This is a genomic window from Streptomyces sp. NPDC102259 (genome assembly GCF_044766465.1).
Lineage (GTDB): Bacteria > Actinomycetota > Actinomycetes > Streptomycetales > Streptomycetaceae > Streptomyces.
Genome location: NZ_JBIWMA010000001.1, coordinates 242,362 through 258,177, shown reverse-complemented (window position 1 = coordinate 258,177; position 15,816 = coordinate 242,362). Strand labels below are relative to the sequence as shown.

General features: G+C 70.3%; 20 protein-coding genes. 9 read left to right on the top strand and 11 right to left on the bottom strand.

Features of this window, described 5'->3' with window-relative positions; genetic code table 11:
* The first annotated feature begins 752 nt into the window (after nt 1-752).
* The 3 genes from ACIRPU_RS01210 (at nt 753) to ACIRPU_RS01200 (ending at nt 2,380) form a co-directional block, all read left to right on the top strand.
* Nucleotides 753-1,031 (top strand): hypothetical protein, encoded by a 279-nt coding sequence (locus ACIRPU_RS01210; RefSeq protein WP_403860015.1) that lies wholly within the window; start codon nt 753-755, stop codon nt 1,029-1,031.
* Nucleotides 1,032-1,317: 286 nt separating this feature from the next.
* On the top strand, nt 1,318-1,608 hold the full coding sequence (locus ACIRPU_RS01205; RefSeq protein ID WP_403860012.1) for a hypothetical protein: 291 nt from the start codon (nt 1,318-1,320) through the stop codon (nt 1,606-1,608).
* Between the two features lie 229 nt (nt 1,609-1,837).
* Nucleotides 1,838-2,380 carry an NUDIX domain-containing protein gene (locus ACIRPU_RS01200; protein WP_403860009.1) on the top strand — a complete coding sequence of 181 codons (543 nt, stop codon included), beginning with the start codon at nt 1,838-1,840 and terminating at the stop codon, nt 2,378-2,380.
* Nucleotides 2,381-2,388: 8 nt separating this feature from the next.
* Here ACIRPU_RS01200 and ACIRPU_RS01195 read toward each other — a convergent pair whose 3' ends face one another.
* Nucleotides 2,389-2,901 carry a hypothetical protein gene (locus tag ACIRPU_RS01195; RefSeq protein ID WP_403860006.1) on the bottom strand — a complete coding sequence of 171 codons (513 nt, stop codon included), beginning with the start codon at nt 2,899-2,901 and terminating at the stop codon, nt 2,389-2,391.
* Between the two features lie 362 nt (nt 2,902-3,263).
* On the opposite strand from ACIRPU_RS01195, the gene ACIRPU_RS01190 reads away from it, so the two are divergent.
* Nucleotides 3,264-3,821 (top strand): hypothetical protein, encoded by a 558-nt coding sequence (locus tag ACIRPU_RS01190; RefSeq protein ID WP_403860003.1) that lies wholly within the window; start codon nt 3,264-3,266, stop codon nt 3,819-3,821.
* 13 nt (nt 3,822-3,834) lie between these two features.
* Here ACIRPU_RS01190 and ACIRPU_RS01185 read toward each other — a convergent pair whose 3' ends face one another.
* On the bottom strand, nt 3,835-4,614 hold the full coding sequence (locus ACIRPU_RS01185) for a 4'-phosphopantetheinyl transferase family protein (RefSeq protein WP_403860000.1): 780 nt from the start codon (nt 4,612-4,614) through the stop codon (nt 3,835-3,837).
* An 87-nt stretch (nt 4,615-4,701) separates the two neighbouring features.
* On the opposite strand from ACIRPU_RS01185, the gene ACIRPU_RS01180 reads away from it, so the two are divergent.
* Complete coding sequence (locus tag ACIRPU_RS01180) at nt 4,702-5,418, top strand: alpha/beta hydrolase (RefSeq protein WP_355701438.1); 717 nt, start codon at nt 4,702-4,704, stop codon at nt 5,416-5,418.
* A 10-nt stretch (nt 5,419-5,428) separates the two neighbouring features.
* Here the strand turns inward: ACIRPU_RS01180 and ACIRPU_RS01175 are convergent, their stop codons facing one another.
* On the bottom strand, nt 5,429-5,809 hold the full coding sequence (locus ACIRPU_RS01175; protein ID WP_079662176.1) for an S-adenosylmethionine decarboxylase family protein: 381 nt from the start codon (nt 5,807-5,809) through the stop codon (nt 5,429-5,431).
* A gap of 576 nt (nt 5,810-6,385) precedes the next feature.
* On the opposite strand from ACIRPU_RS01175, the gene ACIRPU_RS01170 reads away from it, so the two are divergent.
* From ACIRPU_RS01170 to ACIRPU_RS01155, 4 genes are all read left to right on the top strand, one after another.
* Nucleotides 6,386-8,254, top strand: coding sequence for a GNAT family N-acetyltransferase (locus ACIRPU_RS01170; RefSeq protein ID WP_403859995.1), 1,869 nt, complete (start codon nt 6,386-6,388; stop codon nt 8,252-8,254).
* Nucleotides 8,251-9,363, top strand: a complete 1,113-nt coding sequence (locus ACIRPU_RS01165; RefSeq protein WP_403859992.1) for an HAD-IIIC family phosphatase — start codon at nt 8,251-8,253, stop codon at nt 9,361-9,363. The genes ACIRPU_RS01170 and ACIRPU_RS01165 overlap by 4 nt, the downstream gene beginning before the upstream one ends.
* Nucleotides 9,360-9,638: an acyl carrier protein gene (locus tag ACIRPU_RS01160; RefSeq protein ID WP_403859989.1), complete on the top strand. Its 279-nt coding sequence runs from the start codon at nt 9,360-9,362 to the stop codon at nt 9,636-9,638. Before ACIRPU_RS01165 ends, ACIRPU_RS01160 begins: the two co-directional genes overlap by 4 nt.
* A gap of 140 nt (nt 9,639-9,778) precedes the next feature.
* Nucleotides 9,779-10,102, top strand: a complete 324-nt coding sequence (locus ACIRPU_RS01155) for a chaplin (RefSeq protein ID WP_054240058.1) — start codon at nt 9,779-9,781, stop codon at nt 10,100-10,102.
* Between the two features lie 192 nt (nt 10,103-10,294).
* On the opposite strand, the gene ACIRPU_RS01150 is transcribed toward ACIRPU_RS01155, so the two are convergent.
* The 8 genes from ACIRPU_RS01150 to chpG form a co-directional block, all read right to left on the bottom strand.
* The gene (locus ACIRPU_RS01150; RefSeq protein WP_403859986.1) at nt 10,295-11,161 is read right to left on the bottom strand and encodes a tyrosinase family protein; all 867 of its coding nucleotides are present in this window, start codon (nt 11,159-11,161) and stop codon (nt 10,295-10,297) included.
* On the bottom strand, nt 11,145-11,627 hold the full coding sequence (locus ACIRPU_RS01145; RefSeq protein ID WP_403859983.1) for a tyrosinase family oxidase copper chaperone: 483 nt from the start codon (nt 11,625-11,627) through the stop codon (nt 11,145-11,147). The genes ACIRPU_RS01150 and ACIRPU_RS01145 overlap by 17 nt, the downstream gene beginning before the upstream one ends.
* Before the next feature lie 239 nt (nt 11,628-11,866).
* Nucleotides 11,867-12,388: a hypothetical protein gene (locus tag ACIRPU_RS01140; RefSeq protein ID WP_384114334.1), complete on the bottom strand. Its 522-nt coding sequence runs from the start codon at nt 12,386-12,388 to the stop codon at nt 11,867-11,869.
* A 167-nt stretch (nt 12,389-12,555) separates the two neighbouring features.
* Nucleotides 12,556-13,152: a vitamin K epoxide reductase family protein gene (locus ACIRPU_RS01135; protein WP_403859980.1), complete on the bottom strand. Its 597-nt coding sequence runs from the start codon at nt 13,150-13,152 to the stop codon at nt 12,556-12,558.
* Nucleotides 13,152-13,652 (bottom strand): DUF5949 family protein, encoded by a 501-nt coding sequence (locus ACIRPU_RS01130; RefSeq protein ID WP_403859977.1) that lies wholly within the window; start codon nt 13,650-13,652, stop codon nt 13,152-13,154. The genes ACIRPU_RS01135 and ACIRPU_RS01130 overlap by 1 nt, the downstream gene beginning before the upstream one ends.
* Nucleotides 13,653-13,821: 169 nt before the next feature.
* A complete protein-coding gene (locus ACIRPU_RS01125) occupies nt 13,822-14,109 on the bottom strand; it encodes a hypothetical protein (RefSeq protein WP_389497780.1) in 288 nt (95 codons plus the stop codon).
* A gap of 176 nt (nt 14,110-14,285) precedes the next feature.
* Complete coding sequence (locus ACIRPU_RS01120; protein WP_403859973.1) at nt 14,286-15,209, bottom strand: hypothetical protein; 924 nt, start codon at nt 15,207-15,209, stop codon at nt 14,286-14,288.
* A gap of 284 nt (nt 15,210-15,493) precedes the next feature.
* Complete coding sequence (gene chpG, locus ACIRPU_RS01115) at nt 15,494-15,733, bottom strand: chaplin ChpG (protein WP_062648359.1); 240 nt, start codon at nt 15,731-15,733, stop codon at nt 15,494-15,496.
* Nucleotides 15,734-15,816 lie beyond the last annotated feature (83 nt).

The window sequence follows — 15,816 nt, the reverse complement described above, 5'->3', positions numbered from 1 at the left end:
CGCGACCCGACGAAGCCCCGAGCACTCCCCCGATGATCAAGGGGAAGGTCCGGGGCTGTCCGGCTGTCACCGGGTTTTCGCGGCTGCCCCTGTCGAATTTGTGTCGAAATGCTCGACGGAGAAGCCTCTGCCCGCGTCGGGCGGCTCGGGGAGCCTCCCCCGCAGCCGCCAGGCACCGTTTCAGGTCAGGCAGCCGCCCCTCGATGTGCTGCCGCAGGATCGCGTCAGGGCGGGACGGCCCGGCACGGTGCGCGTCTCGCCCCCGGCCCGGCCCGGCCCTTCAGGTCACGAGCCTCATGGATCTCCCCCGGTGTCGGTCCACTGCTTGGCGACCTCCGGAGTCGCCGTGTGGATCAGCAGCTCACACCACTGGTCTCCGGCGTCGACGGCGGGATGCGTCACGTCTTGCACTCGTATGGCTACGGCTTTCTCTGGGCCCGGGACACGCAGGACGCAGTAGTGCAACGTGGCGAAGAGCGCGTGCAGCCGTGGGCAGGTGGCCGGAGCGGAGGTCGTCGTGTCGTGGAGGCAGGTGACCCCGACTACGCGCGCCGAACCAGGCGGAGTCGCCTGGTTCGGTCACGGCTGACGTCAACAGCGCCGGACGCCGGCGGCTTCGGGCGGTCGTGGGCGTCGGATCGAACCTCGCGGCAGCCGATCGCCGAGGGCGTCGGATCGAACTCCTGAAGCGGTGCTCTCAAGAGCTGTGCGTGCCGCACTCGGCCGTGCGCGGTGGCTGTCACCATCGTGGGATGGCAAGCAGGCAGCTACCAGCAGGCTGGACTCTGGAGGAGATCCGCAGGGTCTCCGGCGACCAAGAGGCCACACCACTCGACACCGATCGCGTCGTGACGAGCTGGCCGGCACAAGACGAGCGGCTCCACCCCGAATACATCTTGGGGTTCCACGGCCTCTGCCTCGTGAAAGCCGTCAACGACGACGACTGGTACATGGGCAGCCTGAACGACGACGGCATCGTCACCTGCTGGAGCGTTCACAGCGACCTATACGAGGCACTTCGCGGCCTGTGACCCGACGACACCTGTACCGACTGGACGGCAACGTCCGTCGCGGTTTCCGTGTCATTCAGCGCCGTTCACGGCCGTTCGGGCGAGACCGAAGGCGGTAGCCGCTCCCGCGACCGGCCGCCCGGGAACTCGGGTGAACGGATCCGCTCGAAGCCTCAGACCCCACCAGCCGTAGTTCGAAGCGCGTGGAGGGCAACGTAGGTGTGCCGCAACCCGCTTGACATGGTTGGGCCGTCGTGAGGTGATCCACCCACCATGATCCTCTGGGGGAAGAAATCTTGTGTCGTACATGGCCGTGACGCTTGCCGGCGCCGATTCACCGAGTGAGCATCTCCAGCTGGCCGCCTTCACGGCGATGGCAGCGATCGTCTTCACAGGGCTGGGGCGGAGGCAACGCCGCACCGGGCGCAGCCTGATCGCTCCGAACGAGACGATGAGAGCAGGTGACCGGCTGATCCAACCGCCGCCGCCAAGCCGCGGCCATCGAACTGCCGGGTGCGTGTGGATCGGCGTCGGAGGCATCTTCGTCTTGCCTGCAGTGTTCAACCTCGTGGCGGCGGTCCACGAGCTCATCAGTTGAGCCTCTGGGCGGCCCGGCCGCCTGCGTGGGGATATCGGCGCACCACAACCGCACCACAACCGCACCAGGCAGGGCGGGCAACAGCGGGGAGCGAGCGGTACACGAATGTCGGCAATCCTGACGTTGACGCTGGTCAGATTTCGATCCCGCCTCGCCTGACCGCAGCTTCCCGAGCTCGGCGTGCGGACGGTGCTGACGCGGACGATCCCCTCCGATACGGTGCCGAGCCATGGCGAATGGCAACGAAGTCCCTGAGAAGGTCGCGTGGGTTCTGATTCGGGACGACCGGGTATTGGTGACGCGTAGTCACGGCAGAGATCGCTTCTATTTCCCGGGCGGTCATCGTGAGCCGGGCGAGTCCGACGGCGAGACCCTGGTGCGGGAGATCGACGAGGAACTGCGGGCGGTGATCGACCCCAATTCCATGGTGCATTCCGGCACTTTCGAGATCGGCGAGGGCCATCCTGAGCACGGCCCCTTCCGGATGATCTGTTACACCGCCGATCACCGCGGCGAGTTGACCCCGTCGCGGGAGATCGCAGAGAAGGCGTGGTTCCGCTACGCCGACCGGAACCGGGTCTCGGCGGTCGACGAGATGGTCTTCGACACGCTTCACGCGGCCGGCCGGCTCCCTGATCCCGTAACCGCCGCACAGCAGCAGCGAAGTACACGACCTCAACGACCGCAGATGGTTCTCGGCAATCATCTGGCACACGCGTGCCCGCACGGCCGACTGAGCTCCGACCCCGTCGGGCTCGCATCGAACTCCTGAAGCGCTGCTCATCTCTGCGCAACGATGTCGAGCCAATCTGTGATCGCGGAGAAGTCCGCGTCCGTGAGTCCCAGGGCCGGTTCCACGCGATGGAGCAGCGACGGCCCAGGGTGCTGGGCAGCGACCCAGAGACGGTCCACGGAGCTGATCTCGTCGTCGACCCAGATGAACGGCCGGCCGTCGGCCCACTCGACGAGGTGGCGGGTCTTCCAGTGCAGGCCGCGCGGGCCCGGCTCGGCATCGGCGGCGGTGTCCGGCCAATCAGCCACGGGCAGGTTCGGAAGTCCGATCCGTGGGGCGACCACCTCGTTCGCCCTCTCCATCCAGGTCGTGGCCCATACGAGGCGACAGTTCAAGGCCAGGAGGCGCGCCCCGATGTCGGGGTCGAGCCGCTCCAGCAGCGGGTTTCCCTGATCGACAGGCGTCGAGGCACTGTTGGTGGCGGCCTGTGGATGATCGGACGGCGTCCCGAACGGGATATTCGAGTTCCTGCAATAGCGGGATTCCTGCCTGGACGTCACCGGCGCGCTTGATGTCACTCAAAATGACGTCATAGGTGCCGCGATGAATAGAGATGTAGATAGGCCTTGATGAGTTGCACTTTCCGCTGTGGCTCATCATCCACCCAGAGCAACCTGCCTGCCGCCCCGATCAAGATCTGACGCGTACTCAAGTCGACGTACGGCCGCCTTCCTTGCGGACAGGGGCGGTCAGCGACGGCCGTCAGGGCCGTGTCGATCCGGTTCGGCCCTGTCCGGCATGAGCATGCCGCTGGTGGCAGACTGTCTGGACTTTGAGTGACGGGGGCGCGATGAGTAAGAAGCATGTGCGAAAAATGCTGCGGAGGATGGCGAGCGGGGAGCCCGTTCGGATGACTGTCTCCATGTCCTCATGGAAAGGGCTCGCCCGACTCGCCTTCATCGCCCAGCAGTTCGGGTACGAGTACGCCAACCTGCAGCTGACCAGCGACAACAAGTTCGCGCTGTTCATCGTGCCCGACCCCAGCCCGCAAGCCCGACAGCGCGCTGCGCAGAATTGGGCGCGGTATCCCGACGCGAACGACGGGGTCTCGCTGCCGCCCGTCGTGCCCGACGAGATCGATCTCCTCAAGGCCCGCATGGTGGTCGACAGCGGCAATCAGTTCACCGACAAGGCGCGTATGGCGATCGCGGTTTTCGTCTTCACCTCGCTCGCCACGGCCATCGGCTTCAGGCTCCACGCGGACTCCGCCGCCGTCGTCATCGTCGTCATCGTCTGGGCCACGCTCATGGCCCTGCTGCCCGTCCTGCTCGCCTACAGCCGACGTCACAGGGCCAAGTACGCGGCCCGCCTGCAGGCCGCCGGGTTCACGCCGGTGACCGACCCGAGCGGTCGGCTGCGGTATGTGCCGCCAGGCAGGCGACTTCCCGGACACGGCAATCCGTTCGCCGGAGGGTCGTAGTGGCCGTGCCCGGTCACCGGGCGTACCCGGCCAGCAGCTCCGAGCCGTCGTGCAGGGCGACCCGCACCCCACCGTCCTTCACCTCTCCCGCCTCACCTTCGGCGACCGTCACCGTCACCGCCACCGCCGCGGGATGCGCGCCGTCGACGACCAGGTCCGTCATGCTCATGTGGGGTCGGGTGGTGAGTCGGTCGGGCCAGGCCAGGACGGCCGGCGGTCGCTCGGGCGCGGATACCTCCAGCTCGCGCAGTGGCACGGCCAGTCCCACGCCCAGCGCTTTGAGCGCGGCTTCCTTGCGCGTCCAGGTGCGCAGGAAGGCGGGCTGCCGTTCGACTGCCGGACGGGCGTACAGCGCGGCGAGTTCCGAGGTGGACAGGGCGACCCCGGCAGCGGAGTCGACGTCCATGTCGCCGTGGGACTCCTCCACGTCGAGGCCCACCTCCCCGCCCCGGCAGACGGCGACGCCGACGAGCGCGCCGCTGTGGGTGACGGAGAAGTCGTAGGCCGGACGGGTGCCCGAAGAACCGTCAGGCGGCAGTGCCAGGTGGACCTTGCCGTGCGGCCCGCCGCAGCGCGGACACACGCGGCGCAGGGGGACGTCCGCCGGGGGCAGGCCGAGCAGTTCGCCGAGGACCAGGCGGCTGAGGGCGCAGCCGACCAGGAACCGCCCCCTGCCCGCGGGGTCGACGGTCGACTCGTACCGGGCGCGTTCCACGGGATCGAGAAGTGCCTGAAGACCCGCCCGGGCGTCCCCCAGACGGGCCCACCACACCTGCACCGGGTGTCCTGTCACAGCGCCTCGTCCTGGTTCGATGATCAGTCCGCGAACAGTCCGCGCCCTAGACTCCTGCTCACACCACACCACACGAGGGGCAGCCGCATGCGACTGCACACACAGGAGTGGGGAACGGGCGAGCGCGTCGCCGTCCTCGTCCACGGCATCATGTCCGACCACCGCACGTGGCACGAGCTGATCCCGGTCCTGACCGGACGGGGCTACCGCGTCCTCGCCGTGGACCTGCGCGGACACGGCGACAGCGCTCGCGGGGAGTACGAGCCCCGGCTCTTCGCCGAGGATCTCGTCGAGACGCTGCCGCACGCCCCGGAAGTGGCGCTGGGTCATTCACTGGGCGCGCTGGCCCTGGCCCTCGCGGTGGCGGAGCTGCAACCGGCCCGCGCCGTCTACTCGGAACCGGCCTGGCAACTCGCCGGGGCCCACGGATCCATGGATCCGGCCCTCTTCACCCTCTTCAAGCGTTCTTCCCGCGCTCTCGCCGCGCTCTCCCGTCCGCCGCGCGACGGAGAATCGGACGAGCGCGCCGAGCAGCGGGCCGCTGCCGAGCAGCAGGCCCTCGACCGCTGGGACGAGAAAACGGCTCTCGCGCTCTCCTCCCACCGGCACATCGACCACACGCCGGAGAAGGCTCTGGTGCCCTCTCTCGTCCAGGCCTCGGACCCGAGCATGCTCGTCAGCGCGGAGATGCGGGCGGAACTGGTCCGGCGCGGTTTCGAGGTGCGTACGGTGCCCGACGCACCGCACGCGATCCACCGGGACCGGTTCGACGCTTTCGTCGAGTCGCTGTCGGGGTGGTTGTGAAGGGTGCGGGTCAGTGCACCGCGCGCAGCATGCGCGTGACGTTGATCCGCGTCGGCGAAAGGCCGAGCTCGACGCTCTGCATCATCCGCTCGCCGTTCAGTCGGCCATAGGCGAGCAGGTCGACATTGGCCAGGCTGAATTCGGGCCAGGTGTGAATGCTCAGGTGCGACGCGGAAAGCAGGAGAATCGCGGTGACGGCACCGTTCGGGAAAACGTGTGACGCCTCACCGAGTACGGTGGCGTTTCCCTTTTCGGCGGCCGTGCGCAGTACCTGGAGGAGGCGCTCCTCGTCAGTCAGGATGCTGTGGTCGCTCACCCATACATCGACGGCATAAGAGCACAGATCGTCGACGTTTATACCCTCGGTGGCGAGGTTGGCGGAGTTGGTCATGGGGAACCGGGGGTGACGAACCGCTGCCCCCGTCTCCTTTCACATAGATCTGCGCTGGTCCGCGCGGCCAAAGAAGAAGGTTGCGAGGCCGGTAAGCGGCGCTCGATGGTGCCCAGCGTAGCATCCGGGGCGCTCCAGGGCTCGCGCGCGCATCGCGTCAAGGGGAGAGGAGGGGGCCCCAAGGATTCGCCCGAAAAGCCATCACACCCTTTTCGGAATTCCTCCCTCAACCTCCCTGTAAACATCATGCGAAACCCCGAACGGAACACCGAACGGGACATCAATCGAAACAGCAAGTGAAATAGCGAGTGAGATAGCGAGTTAAATAGCAGGCAGAACCGTGGGCGGAACGGCAGACGGAACGACGGAGGGACCGACAGACGGAACGCCAGGATTCCCAGTCCTTTCCTGCGCTTTCCCCTCCCCTTCCCTGCCGATTCCCCGCCGTCCGAGCGGGTCCGGGGGCCCGCGTACCTGCCCGTATACTCGATAGTCCCGGAATCCACCAATCAGCTTGCCCGGAGTTGCCTTGTGAAAGACGCGCCTCGACACCGTCGGCGTGCCACCGCGGATTCCGTGCTCACGGACGTCGCGGAAGCCGTCCGGCTCCAGGAGGGCCCGCCCGGGGTGCGGTCCGTCCTGCGCGCGCTGCGCCGGCTGGCCCCCGCCTCCACGAAGGACCTCAGCCGCGCGACCGGCCTGCCCGTCCCGATCGTGGCCGCGCTGGGCAACGAGCTGCGCCGCCGGGGATTCGTCAGCACACAGCGTCCGTCGCGGCTGACCGAGGCCGGTCTGGACCTCGTCGCCCAGCTCGGCATGGACCTGTCCCTCGACGCCACCTGCACCACCTGCGACGGGCGCGAGCTGGTGATCCCCGACGTCCTGGACCAGGCCGTACGGCGACTGCGCGCCCTCATGGAGTCGGGTCCCGCCGCCGACATGGCGATCGACCAGTCGCACTGCACGGCCGAGACCAAGGTGCGCCGGGTGCTCGCGCTGCTCACGGCCGGCACGCTGCCCGGCGGCTCCCTGCTGCTGATCGGCGACGACGACCTGGTGTCCCTGGCCGTCGCCGTGGTGGGCGACGTGCTCGGCGCTCCGATCGTCGACCGGGTGACCGTCGTGGACATCTCCCCGGAGATCCTCGACTACATCCAGAAGGTGTCGGCCGGCCTCGGCACCCGCGTCGAGACCGTCCAGCACGACCTGCGCCTGCCGTTGCCCGCCGAGCTCCACGGGCAGCACGACGTGGCCATGACCGACCCGCCCTACACCGCCGAGGGCGCCCGCCTCTTCCTCTCCCGTGCCGTGGAGGGGCTGCGGCCCGGCCCCGCGCACAGCGTCTTCTTCTCCTTCGGCGGCAAGAGCCCGGACGAGATGCTGGAGGTGCAGCGGGAGATCATGGGGCTCGGCCTGGTCACCAACGGTTTCATCCGCAACTTCAACGAGTACGAGGGCAGCGGCATCCTCGGCGGTGTCGGCTTCTTCCAGCACCTGCTGACGACCACGTCGACGGCCCCCACCCACGAGGGCGAGTTCAGCGGTCCCCTCTACACCGGCGACAAGCGGACCCGGCAACGCGAGTACACGTGCGTGGCCTGCGATGCCCGGCTCCGCGTCGGGCCCGGCGCCCGCTGGACCTCGGTGGCCGCCCTGCGCGACGAAGGCTGCCCGAACTGCGGCAAGGGTCCCTTCCGCCCCGGCCGCCTGGTCCCCGCGGAGGACCCGACGACCCTGGCCGAACCGCCCGCCGAACAACCCACAGAACAACCCTCCGCCCAGGCCCCGCAGTCACCCCCGGCCCAGCAGGCGCCGCCGGCTCAGCAGGCTCCGGCAGCCGCCGACACCCCGGCCGCGGTCAGGAACCCCGCAGCCCCCGCCCCGGTGTCGACCCCGGCCACGCCCGTCGGACGCACGGTCGGCTGGCGCCCGCCGGCCGGGGAGGACCGTGCCGCCCTCGCCGAGCGGGCGCGGCCGTACGTCACCCGCCAGGCCGACGAGCGCGATCTGCCGGCCATCGGACGGTTCGAGGCCGAGATCGCCCGTGTCTCCTTCGGCGAGGACGCCATCGACGACCCCGCGCGGTGGGAGGCCCGCCTCGGCCGCGCCATGGAGAAGTCGAAGGAGGGCATGATCGTCGCCCACGGTCCGGGCGAGGAACCCGTCGGCTGGTGCTGGGTGAGCATCAACCAGAACGCGATGACGGGCGACCGTTACGCCAACTTCCGCTCCCTGGCCGTGTCCCCGGTGGACAACCGCAGCGACGTCGCCGAGCTCCTCCTCACCGCCGGTCTGGAGTTCTGCCTGGCCAACGGCATCACCGAGGTCGTCGGCCGGGTGCACGTGGGCAACGTCCCGATGCGCACGGTGTACCGCAAGTTCGGCTTCGACCCCACCAGCCTGTCGATGAAGCTGTTCCTCCCGGAGGGAGACGGCGCCCGATGAGCGTCACGGACGGCTTCGATCCCGACGGCGTCAAGTGCGTCGTATGGGACCTCGACGGCACCCTGTGGGACGAGATCGCCGTCGAGTCGGCCACCGACGACCTGCCCACGCCCCGCCCCGCCGCGCTCGCCGCGATCGACGCCCTGGCGGCCCGCGGTGTGCTCAGCAGCATCGCGAGCCGCAGCGCGCCGTCGGTGCTCGACCGGCTGGACGCCGTGCCGGAGGTGCGGGCGCGTTTCCTGGCCCCGCAGGTGTCCTGGCAGGACAAGAGCGAGTCGCTGCGCAGGATCGCGAAGGACCTCGGCATCGCGGTGGACGCCCTCGTCCTGGTCGACGACTCCCCGTACGAGCGCGCCGAGGTCGGGGCCCTCCTGCCGGGCGTGCGCACCCTCACGCCCGAGGACGTGCCCGCGCTGCTGGCCGCGTTCGAGGGCCGGGAGGTCACCGCCGAGTCCCGCGAACGCGTGCACCGCTACCGCACGGAGGAGACCCGCAGGGCCGAGGGGGAACGCTTCGAGGGCTCGCGCGAGGAGTTCCTGCGCTGGTGCGACATGCGCCTCACCGTCGGCACGGCCACGGCCGACGAGATCCCGCGCGCGCTGGAACTCGCCGCCCGCACCCACCGGCTGAACTCCTCCGGGCTCACCCCCGACCGCCTGCGCGAGCTGGCCTCCGCGGACGGACACGAGCTGTACACCGCGCGCATGACGGACCGTTTCGGCGCGTACGGCATCATCGGCGCCGCCCTCGTCGACCGCGCGCACCGCACCGACCGCGCCACGCCCGCCACCTGGTCCGTCCCGCTGCTCGCGCTCTCCTGCCGGGTGGCCGGCCGGGGCGCGGCGGCGGCCTTCCTGTTCCGGCTGATGGAGCGGGCCCGCGAGGCCGGCGCCGAGGAGTTCCGGGTGACCCTGCGCCCGACGGACGCCAATCTGGAGATGCGCATCCTGCTCCGCCAGGCGGGCCTGCGCCGTACGGATGACATCGCCACCGTCACCGGCACCGCCCCCGCCGCGGATTCGGCGGTCCTGGGCAGGACACTCGAGGGCGATCTGCCCGGGCCACCCGGGTGGCTGCACGTATCCGACCGAGAGGACGCCGAAGCGTGACGGACATCCAAGAGCGGGCCGCGGTGGAACGCGAGCTCCGTTCGCTGATCGCCGAGGCGGCCCGTCTGGACGCGGCGGTGGTCGCGGAACTCCCCGCCGACACCGACCTGTTCGGCCCGGAGATCGGCCTCACCTCGCTGGCCGGCGTGACCCTGCTGGGCACCGTCGACAAGCGGTACGGCGTCGACGTGGCCGCGCTGGATCTGAGCCTGGACAGCCTCCAGTCCATCGCCACCCTGAGCGACTTCGTCGCGACCCACCTCCAGTCGCACTAGCCACTCGGCTGTACGGCCGTCCTGTTCAAAAAGGGTGATCCGTCCGAACGCACCGTGACTCGCTCACGGTGTCGGCGTTGAACGGGGAGTGCGGTGGCGCCCCCTGCCACCGCACGAACCGATTCCCTAAGGAGAACGTGATGTCTCGCATCGCGAAGGTGGCCGCTGTTGCCCTCGGCACCAGCGCCGTGGTGGTCAGCGGAGCCGGCCTGGCCATGGCGGACGCGGGTGCGCAGGGCGCGGCCGTGGGTTCGCCGGGTGTCCTGTCGGGCAACGTCGTCCAGGTTCCGGTCAACATCCCGGTCAACGTCTGCGGCAACAGCATCAGCATCATCGGCCTGCTGAACCCGGCCTTCGGCAACACCTGCGCCAACGTCAGCGACCACGACAAGGGTGGCGACAAGCACCACGACAAGCACGGTGACAAGCACGACGACAAGCACGGCGGCGGCTACGGCGGCTGAGCTTCGTCCGTACGTCCCGTACGTACACCCCGGTCGTACCCCGCGTACGTACCACCAGGAGAGCCCCGGCACCTCGAGCGCCGGGGCTCTCCCCCTGTCCGCGAACGGTTCACCGTGTCGGGTTCACGGTGTCTGGTTCACCGTGTCGGGTTCACCTCGTCGGATTCACCTCGTCGGTTCACCGCGACCCGTTCACGCGTACCGGTAGATCCGGGACGCGTCCTCCAACTGGTCGGGGGTCACGTCCCACGGGGGCAGCTTCTCCTGCCGGGCGACGACCCGGCGGTACTGGCCGTTGGTCGGCCCCGGCGGTTCGGCGGGCAGGTAGCGGTGTTCGCGGTGCCTGCTCTGCCAGCGGGTCCACAACAGGTCGACGAAGGCGTGGTGCAGCCAGAAGACCGGGTCGTTGACCGAGGCGCCGCCGAGCATCACCCCGCCGACCCACCGGTGCACCCGGTTGTGGTTGCGCCAGGCGGCGCTGCCCGAGCCGGCGCCCCACCCCTCCAGCTTGTTGCGGAAGCCCCGGGTGACCGTCGAGTCCCAGGGCTCGGTGTCGTAGACGGGGTCCTGAAGCGCCGCGTCCAGGTCGCGGCGGGTGGGCAGGCTGATCGGGTCGGCGGCGCGGCCGAGGTCCCGGGTGAGGAACTCCCCGTCGGTCACGTTCTCCTTGATGGTCCAGTCGCCGGTGGCGTAGGCGAACGCCCCGGTCGTCACCTGGTGGTCGGAGCGCCGTCCGTTGCCGCCGAGGAGGTCCTTGGTCCAGGGCGCGGCGGTCGCGGTGCGGTCGCGCGTCCAGTCCCAGTAGGGCACCGTCACGGAGGAGTCGACCCGGCGCAGCGCCTGCTCGAGGTCCAGCAGGAACCTGCGGTGCCAGGGCAGGAAGGAGGGCGCCATGTGGGCCGTCCGCAGACCGCCGTCGCCGTCGGATACGTAGTAGTCGATGTGCATGCGGACGAACTCGTCGTACTCGCCCGTCCGTTTGATCTCCAGCAGCGCCCTCACGAAGCGCCGCCGTTCGGCGCCGGTGAGTGTGCTGACGTCCTTACGCGTGTAGGCCATGGTGTCCCCCCATGTGCGGGTGATGGTGTGCTGGATCCGCCTCGCGCAGCCGCTCCCCCGGACCGAGTCCGTCCACGGCGGCACGGACCGCCTCCAGGGGGGTGGCGTACGAGCTGTAGTGGTCGACCATGCTCAGCCAGGTGCCGTCGGCGCGGCGCATGAGGTGCAGGGGCCGACCGTCGACCGTGACGTCCCACCGGACGTCCGTCGCGGGCGCGTGTCCCGTCGGGGCGAGGACGCCGTGGATGTGCCGGCCCCGGTAGGTCTCGTCGAAGGTGTCCGCGGGGCCGCCGTCCGCCTGCCGCGAGGGCCGGGAGCCGGTGACGACGGGGACGATCGCGAGGGCCGCGGCGGCGCCGAGCAGCCCGCGCAGCAGGTCCCGTCGCCGTGCGCCGTGCGCCGTGCCGGGTCTGCCCGGGCCCACCGGCACTACGGTCACGGGTGCTCCGTCGACGCTGACGACCATGGTGTGCTCCTCGTCCGGTGCACCGGCCCGGTTCGCTGATCCGGTCCGGTTGTCCGTAGCGGGTTTCTGTAACGGGGTAACCGCCCGATGGCCCTCCTGGTCACCGCCCACAGCCCGAACGATCCGCCGGGGGAGCCGGATCCGGACACGGCGACGGGCCCGGACGACGGCGTCCGGGCCCGTGGTTCGTGACGGTTCGTTCGTGACGGTTCGTTCGTGGCGGTTCGTCCGCCGGGGAGCTAGAGCCCCTCGCCCACACCGAGGTCCGCGCCGGGCACCGCCTGGAGCATCGGGGTGAGCACTCCGGCCTGGGGCAGCTGGAGGTCCGGCAGGCCGAAGCGGTCGGGGTTGGGCGCGGTCAGCGGGGCGTCCAGGGTCAGCCCCGGGCTCAGCGTGCGCAGGTCGGAGGCCGGGGCGTCGAGGCCGAGGTGGTTGAAGTCGTTGCCCAGGATCTCCGGCAGGGGTGCGCGCAGCCCCACTCCGGGCAGCCCCGCGGCGACCGGCAGCTGCGGAACGACCCTCTCCGGGATGAGCCGGCCCTCGACGAAACGCGGCCCCTCGGGCGCACCCGGCGTCGGCAGGGGGATCTCGCCGCCGATCGTGGGCAGTTCCACGTTGAGGGACTTCTCGACGCCGTCGAGCGGTACGGGAACGGGCACCGTGCCGATCGCGGCGGCGGGGGTCACGGCGGCGGCGGCACCTGCGGCGGCCGCCACACACGTGATGACTGCGGCGAGGGTTCCTCGGGTGGTCGACTTCATCTCGGGTACGGGCCCTTTCGGAGGAGTGGGGGGCGTTGCGTCCGTACCGGGTAACGAGCAGGAAATCGGCATCAGTTCACAATTCCCCCGAGTGCCGCAATAGTGCTAAAGACACACCGCGGCGAGGTCCTACGACGCCAGGCCGTATCGGTACGACGGAACGATGGTCAGCTCGTCCAGAAATCCCACCATCGGGTCAGGATCAGCATGCCGATCACCCCGATGTGCAGCAGCGGCGGCACCCAGGGGAATTCGGCGAGGAAGTCGCGCACCCCGGCCGGGGCGGGCAGGAACGCGTGACGTACGTCGAACGAGACGACGTACCAGAACATGAGGATCGTGGCGACCCACGCCAGACAGCACCACAGACACAGCGCGTTGATCCGGTACAGGGACTCGAACTGCAGCCAGGACACGAACCCGACGCCGAACAGACAGCCGCCGGTGAAGGTCAGCCAGTACCAGCGCGGGAAGACGGCGCCGGCCAGCAGGCTCACGCCGACGCACACGACGATCCCGTAGGCGACCAGGCCCAGCATCGGATTGGGGAAGCCGAACGCCGAGGCCTGGTCGCTCGTCATGACGCTGCCGCAGGAGACGACCGGGTTCAGGCTGCACCCGGGCGTGAAGCCGGGGTCCTCCAGCAGCTTGAACTTGTCGAGGGTGATGACCCAGGCGGCCAGCAGCCCGGCCGCACCGGTGAGGACGAGCAGCAGGGCGTACGCGCGGCCGCCGCCCGCGGGCGCCGGGTGCGGCCGCCGCATCAACCGCGCAGCCTGCGAGCGGGCAGGACGATGTGCGCCGCGGCCGTCAGGGTCTCATAGGCGCCCGCGAACGCGGCCAGCTCCTCGGGCGTGACGGCCCGGCCGGGTGTGGCCTCCGGCCAGGCCCGGGTGGTGAGGACGAGGTAGGCGTAACCACGCTGCTCGACGGCCGCGAGCCACTCCGGCGGCGGCAGGCACTGGGCGTTCAGGCTCGGCATGTTCAGGATGGCCGCGCCCGACTCGACGAGCAGGGTGAACGGCAGGCTGGGCCGCTCGGTGCCGTCGACGACGTCCCCGCCAATGGGCATGCCGTTGTCGGTGAGCAGGCGCGCGACGGCGACGGCGGTCCCCTCGGGGCCCTCCGCGGTGTCACCGAGGGAGTAGGCGAGGAGGTAGGGCATGTCGCTGCCGTCGGGGGCCTCACCGCTCCACGGCATCACGACGAGGGTGCCCAGGTCGGCCACACGGAAGGGGCGGGTTGCGCTTGGGGTTGAGGTCACCGCGCGACCTTATCGGCGGGTCGGGGGGCGTTCGGACGTGTTCTCACTCGACCGGAGGACGCCGGTGCGTTGCTCCACACGAACGAGGGACGCGCCGCTCGACCCGCCTCGAACAGCACCGAGGGCCGCTCCCGTCGGTGACGGGACCGGCCCTTTCGGGAAAGGCGTCTCAGCCCTGGAGCGGCAGCCCGCCGAGGAGGGCGTTGTGGGTGTTGAGGGCACCCGTCGCACCCTTGACGGTACTGAGCACGGAGTCCTTGTTCTCGGTGTCGAGCGCGTCCGACTGGTGCTGGACCGGCATCGCGTCCTCCAGGTTGATGGGCCCCCTGGCGAGGGTGTCCACGGCACCGTTGAGGCTGGTGGGCGTGAGGTCGGCGGGGGTCGCGAACGCGGGCGCGGCGGCACCGGCGAGGACCATGGATCCGGCAACGACAGCGGCAGCCTTCAGGGACTTCATCGGATTCCTTTCTTCGGCGACTCGGCGACTCGACCACTGGGCGAATCGGCGACTCAAGTCACCAGGGAAATTCTGGCGCCGTGCCTAACGAGCCCCGCCGAATGCGGAAACCGTGTGCGCAGAAGATTTCCGCACCCCGGCATGAACGCCGGGGTGCGGAAATCGGGGAGCGACCGTCAGGTGGTCGGCAGGGCGGGCGCCTCCGGCAGGGCCGGCGCCTGCGCCTCGGCGGGCAGAGCCGGCAGAGCCGGCGCCGGTGCCGGCGCCTCCGCGGGCAGGGCGGGCAGGGTCAGGCCGGCCCCGCCCAGCGTCGCGCTGATCAGGTCGAGCAGGCCGGACACCACGCCGGTCACCGCCGGGGCGACCTGGCTGACGTCGAGTGACGTCGCGGCCGCGAGAAGGGCGGCGACCGCCTTGTCCAGCGCGGCGACGGCGTCGGACACCGGGTCTGCGGCGGCCTTCGCCTTGGCGTGGTCAGCGCCCTTGCTCAGCACGGGCTTGACCGGCAGCGCCGCGGCCGGGTCGGCGGGCTTCGCCGGGAGCACGACCGCCGCGTCGGCGGGCACCTCGGGCTTGGCCGGGAGCACGACCGCCGGGTCGGCGGGCGCCTCGGGCTTGGCCGGAACCGCGGCAGCCGGGTCGGCCGGCGCCTCGGGCTTGGCCGGAACCGCGGCAGCCGGGTCGGCGGGGTTGGCGGGCAGCTCCGCCTCCGGGTCGGCCGGGGTCGCCGGGGTCTCCGGAGTCGCGGGGGTCGCGGGGGTCGCCGGGGTCGCCGGGGTCGCCGTCGTCATCTTGGCGACGGCGGCCTTGACGGCGTCGCCGAGTTCGGTCGCCTGGTCGGCGGTGAGCTGACCGTCCTCGGCCTTGAGGACGGTGTTGAGCAGGTTGGCCACCGGGGTGATGACAGTGCCGAGCTCGCCGAGGCCCTGGGCCTGGGCGAGCAGCGCGTCGGTGCCGGCTACGGGCGCGTTCGACGCCGCGGCGTTGCGCTCACGGGAGGCGGCTCCGTCGGCCGCCATGGCGGCGGGGGCGGCGATGCCGAGGACGAGGGAGGCGCAGAGTGCGGTGGAAGCGATACGCCGTACGGGCAGGCCACGCATGGGGAATCCTTTCGTTTGCGTCGGGTCTCTCGTGATCCACCGTGCAAACGGTCGTCGCTCTCCGCAACAGCACGCTTTCGCTGAGTGACGATCAGTTCCCCGCCCCGTCCGCATCACCCCTGGTGGGGAGGCCTGTCAAGGTCCGTCGAGCGTGTCGGGGTCACATCCCCCCATTCGGGGCAGCGCCGCCGTCGGCACCCGCGGCAACGCGAACGGCCGCCCTCCTGGCGGGAGGGCGGCCGTTCGGCGAATGACGTGTCGTGACCTCGAAGGGCGAGGAGACGTCAGTCGTTGATGCAGGTGTTGCCGAACGCCGGGTTCAGCAGGCCGATCACGTTGATCGTGTTGCCGCAGACGTTGACCGGGATGTGCACGGGAACCTGGACGACGTTGCCCGACAGCACGCCCGGGGAGTGCTCGGCGATGCCGTTCGCGCCACTGTCGGCGGCGGCGATGCCGGAGGCGCCGGCGACGGCCGCGGCGGCAACGGAGGTAAGGACCAGGCCCTTCGCGATACGCGACATGGAGAGGTGCTCCTTGGGGTTTTGACACAAACACCTGGGCGGGGATGCCCGGCGCTGAAGTCAACGCGCTGGGCTCGCAGGGG

Excerpts from the sequence above, each read along its gene's own strand:
- ACIRPU_RS01210 (WP_403860015.1), top strand. The coding sequence starts at position 753 with ATGGCAAGCAGGCAGCTACCAGCAGGCTGGACTCTGGAGGAGATCCGC.
- ACIRPU_RS01205 (WP_403860012.1), top strand. The coding sequence starts at position 1,318 with ATGGCCGTGACGCTTGCCGGCGCCGATTCACCGAGTGAGCATCTCCAG.
- ACIRPU_RS01200 (WP_403860009.1), top strand. The coding sequence starts at position 1,838 with ATGGCGAATGGCAACGAAGTCCCTGAGAAGGTCGCGTGGGTTCTGATT.
- ACIRPU_RS01190 (WP_403860003.1), top strand. The coding sequence starts at position 3,264 with ATGTCCTCATGGAAAGGGCTCGCCCGACTCGCCTTCATCGCCCAGCAG.
- ACIRPU_RS01180 (WP_355701438.1), top strand. The coding sequence starts at position 4,702 with ATGCGACTGCACACACAGGAGTGGGGAACGGGCGAGCGCGTCGCCGTC.
- ACIRPU_RS01175 (WP_079662176.1), bottom strand. The coding sequence starts at position 5,809 with ATGACCAACTCCGCCAACCTCGCCACCGAGGGTATAAACGTCGACGAT.
- ACIRPU_RS01165 (WP_403859992.1), top strand. The coding sequence starts at position 8,251 with ATGAGCGTCACGGACGGCTTCGATCCCGACGGCGTCAAGTGCGTCGTA.
- ACIRPU_RS01155 (WP_054240058.1), top strand. The coding sequence starts at position 9,779 with ATGTCTCGCATCGCGAAGGTGGCCGCTGTTGCCCTCGGCACCAGCGCC.
- ACIRPU_RS01150 (WP_403859986.1), bottom strand. The coding sequence starts at position 11,161 with ATGGCCTACACGCGTAAGGACGTCAGCACACTCACCGGCGCCGAACGG.
- ACIRPU_RS01145 (WP_403859983.1), bottom strand. The coding sequence starts at position 11,627 with ATGGTCGTCAGCGTCGACGGAGCACCCGTGACCGTAGTGCCGGTGGGC.
- ACIRPU_RS01140 (WP_384114334.1), bottom strand. The coding sequence starts at position 12,388 with ATGAAGTCGACCACCCGAGGAACCCTCGCCGCAGTCATCACGTGTGTG.
- ACIRPU_RS01135 (WP_403859980.1), bottom strand. The coding sequence starts at position 13,152 with ATGCGGCGGCCGCACCCGGCGCCCGCGGGCGGCGGCCGCGCGTACGCC.
- ACIRPU_RS01125 (WP_389497780.1), bottom strand. The coding sequence starts at position 14,109 with ATGAAGTCCCTGAAGGCTGCCGCTGTCGTTGCCGGATCCATGGTCCTC.
- ACIRPU_RS01120 (WP_403859973.1), bottom strand. The coding sequence starts at position 15,209 with ATGCGTGGCCTGCCCGTACGGCGTATCGCTTCCACCGCACTCTGCGCC.
- chpG (WP_062648359.1), bottom strand. The coding sequence starts at position 15,733 with ATGTCGCGTATCGCGAAGGGCCTGGTCCTTACCTCCGTTGCCGCCGCG.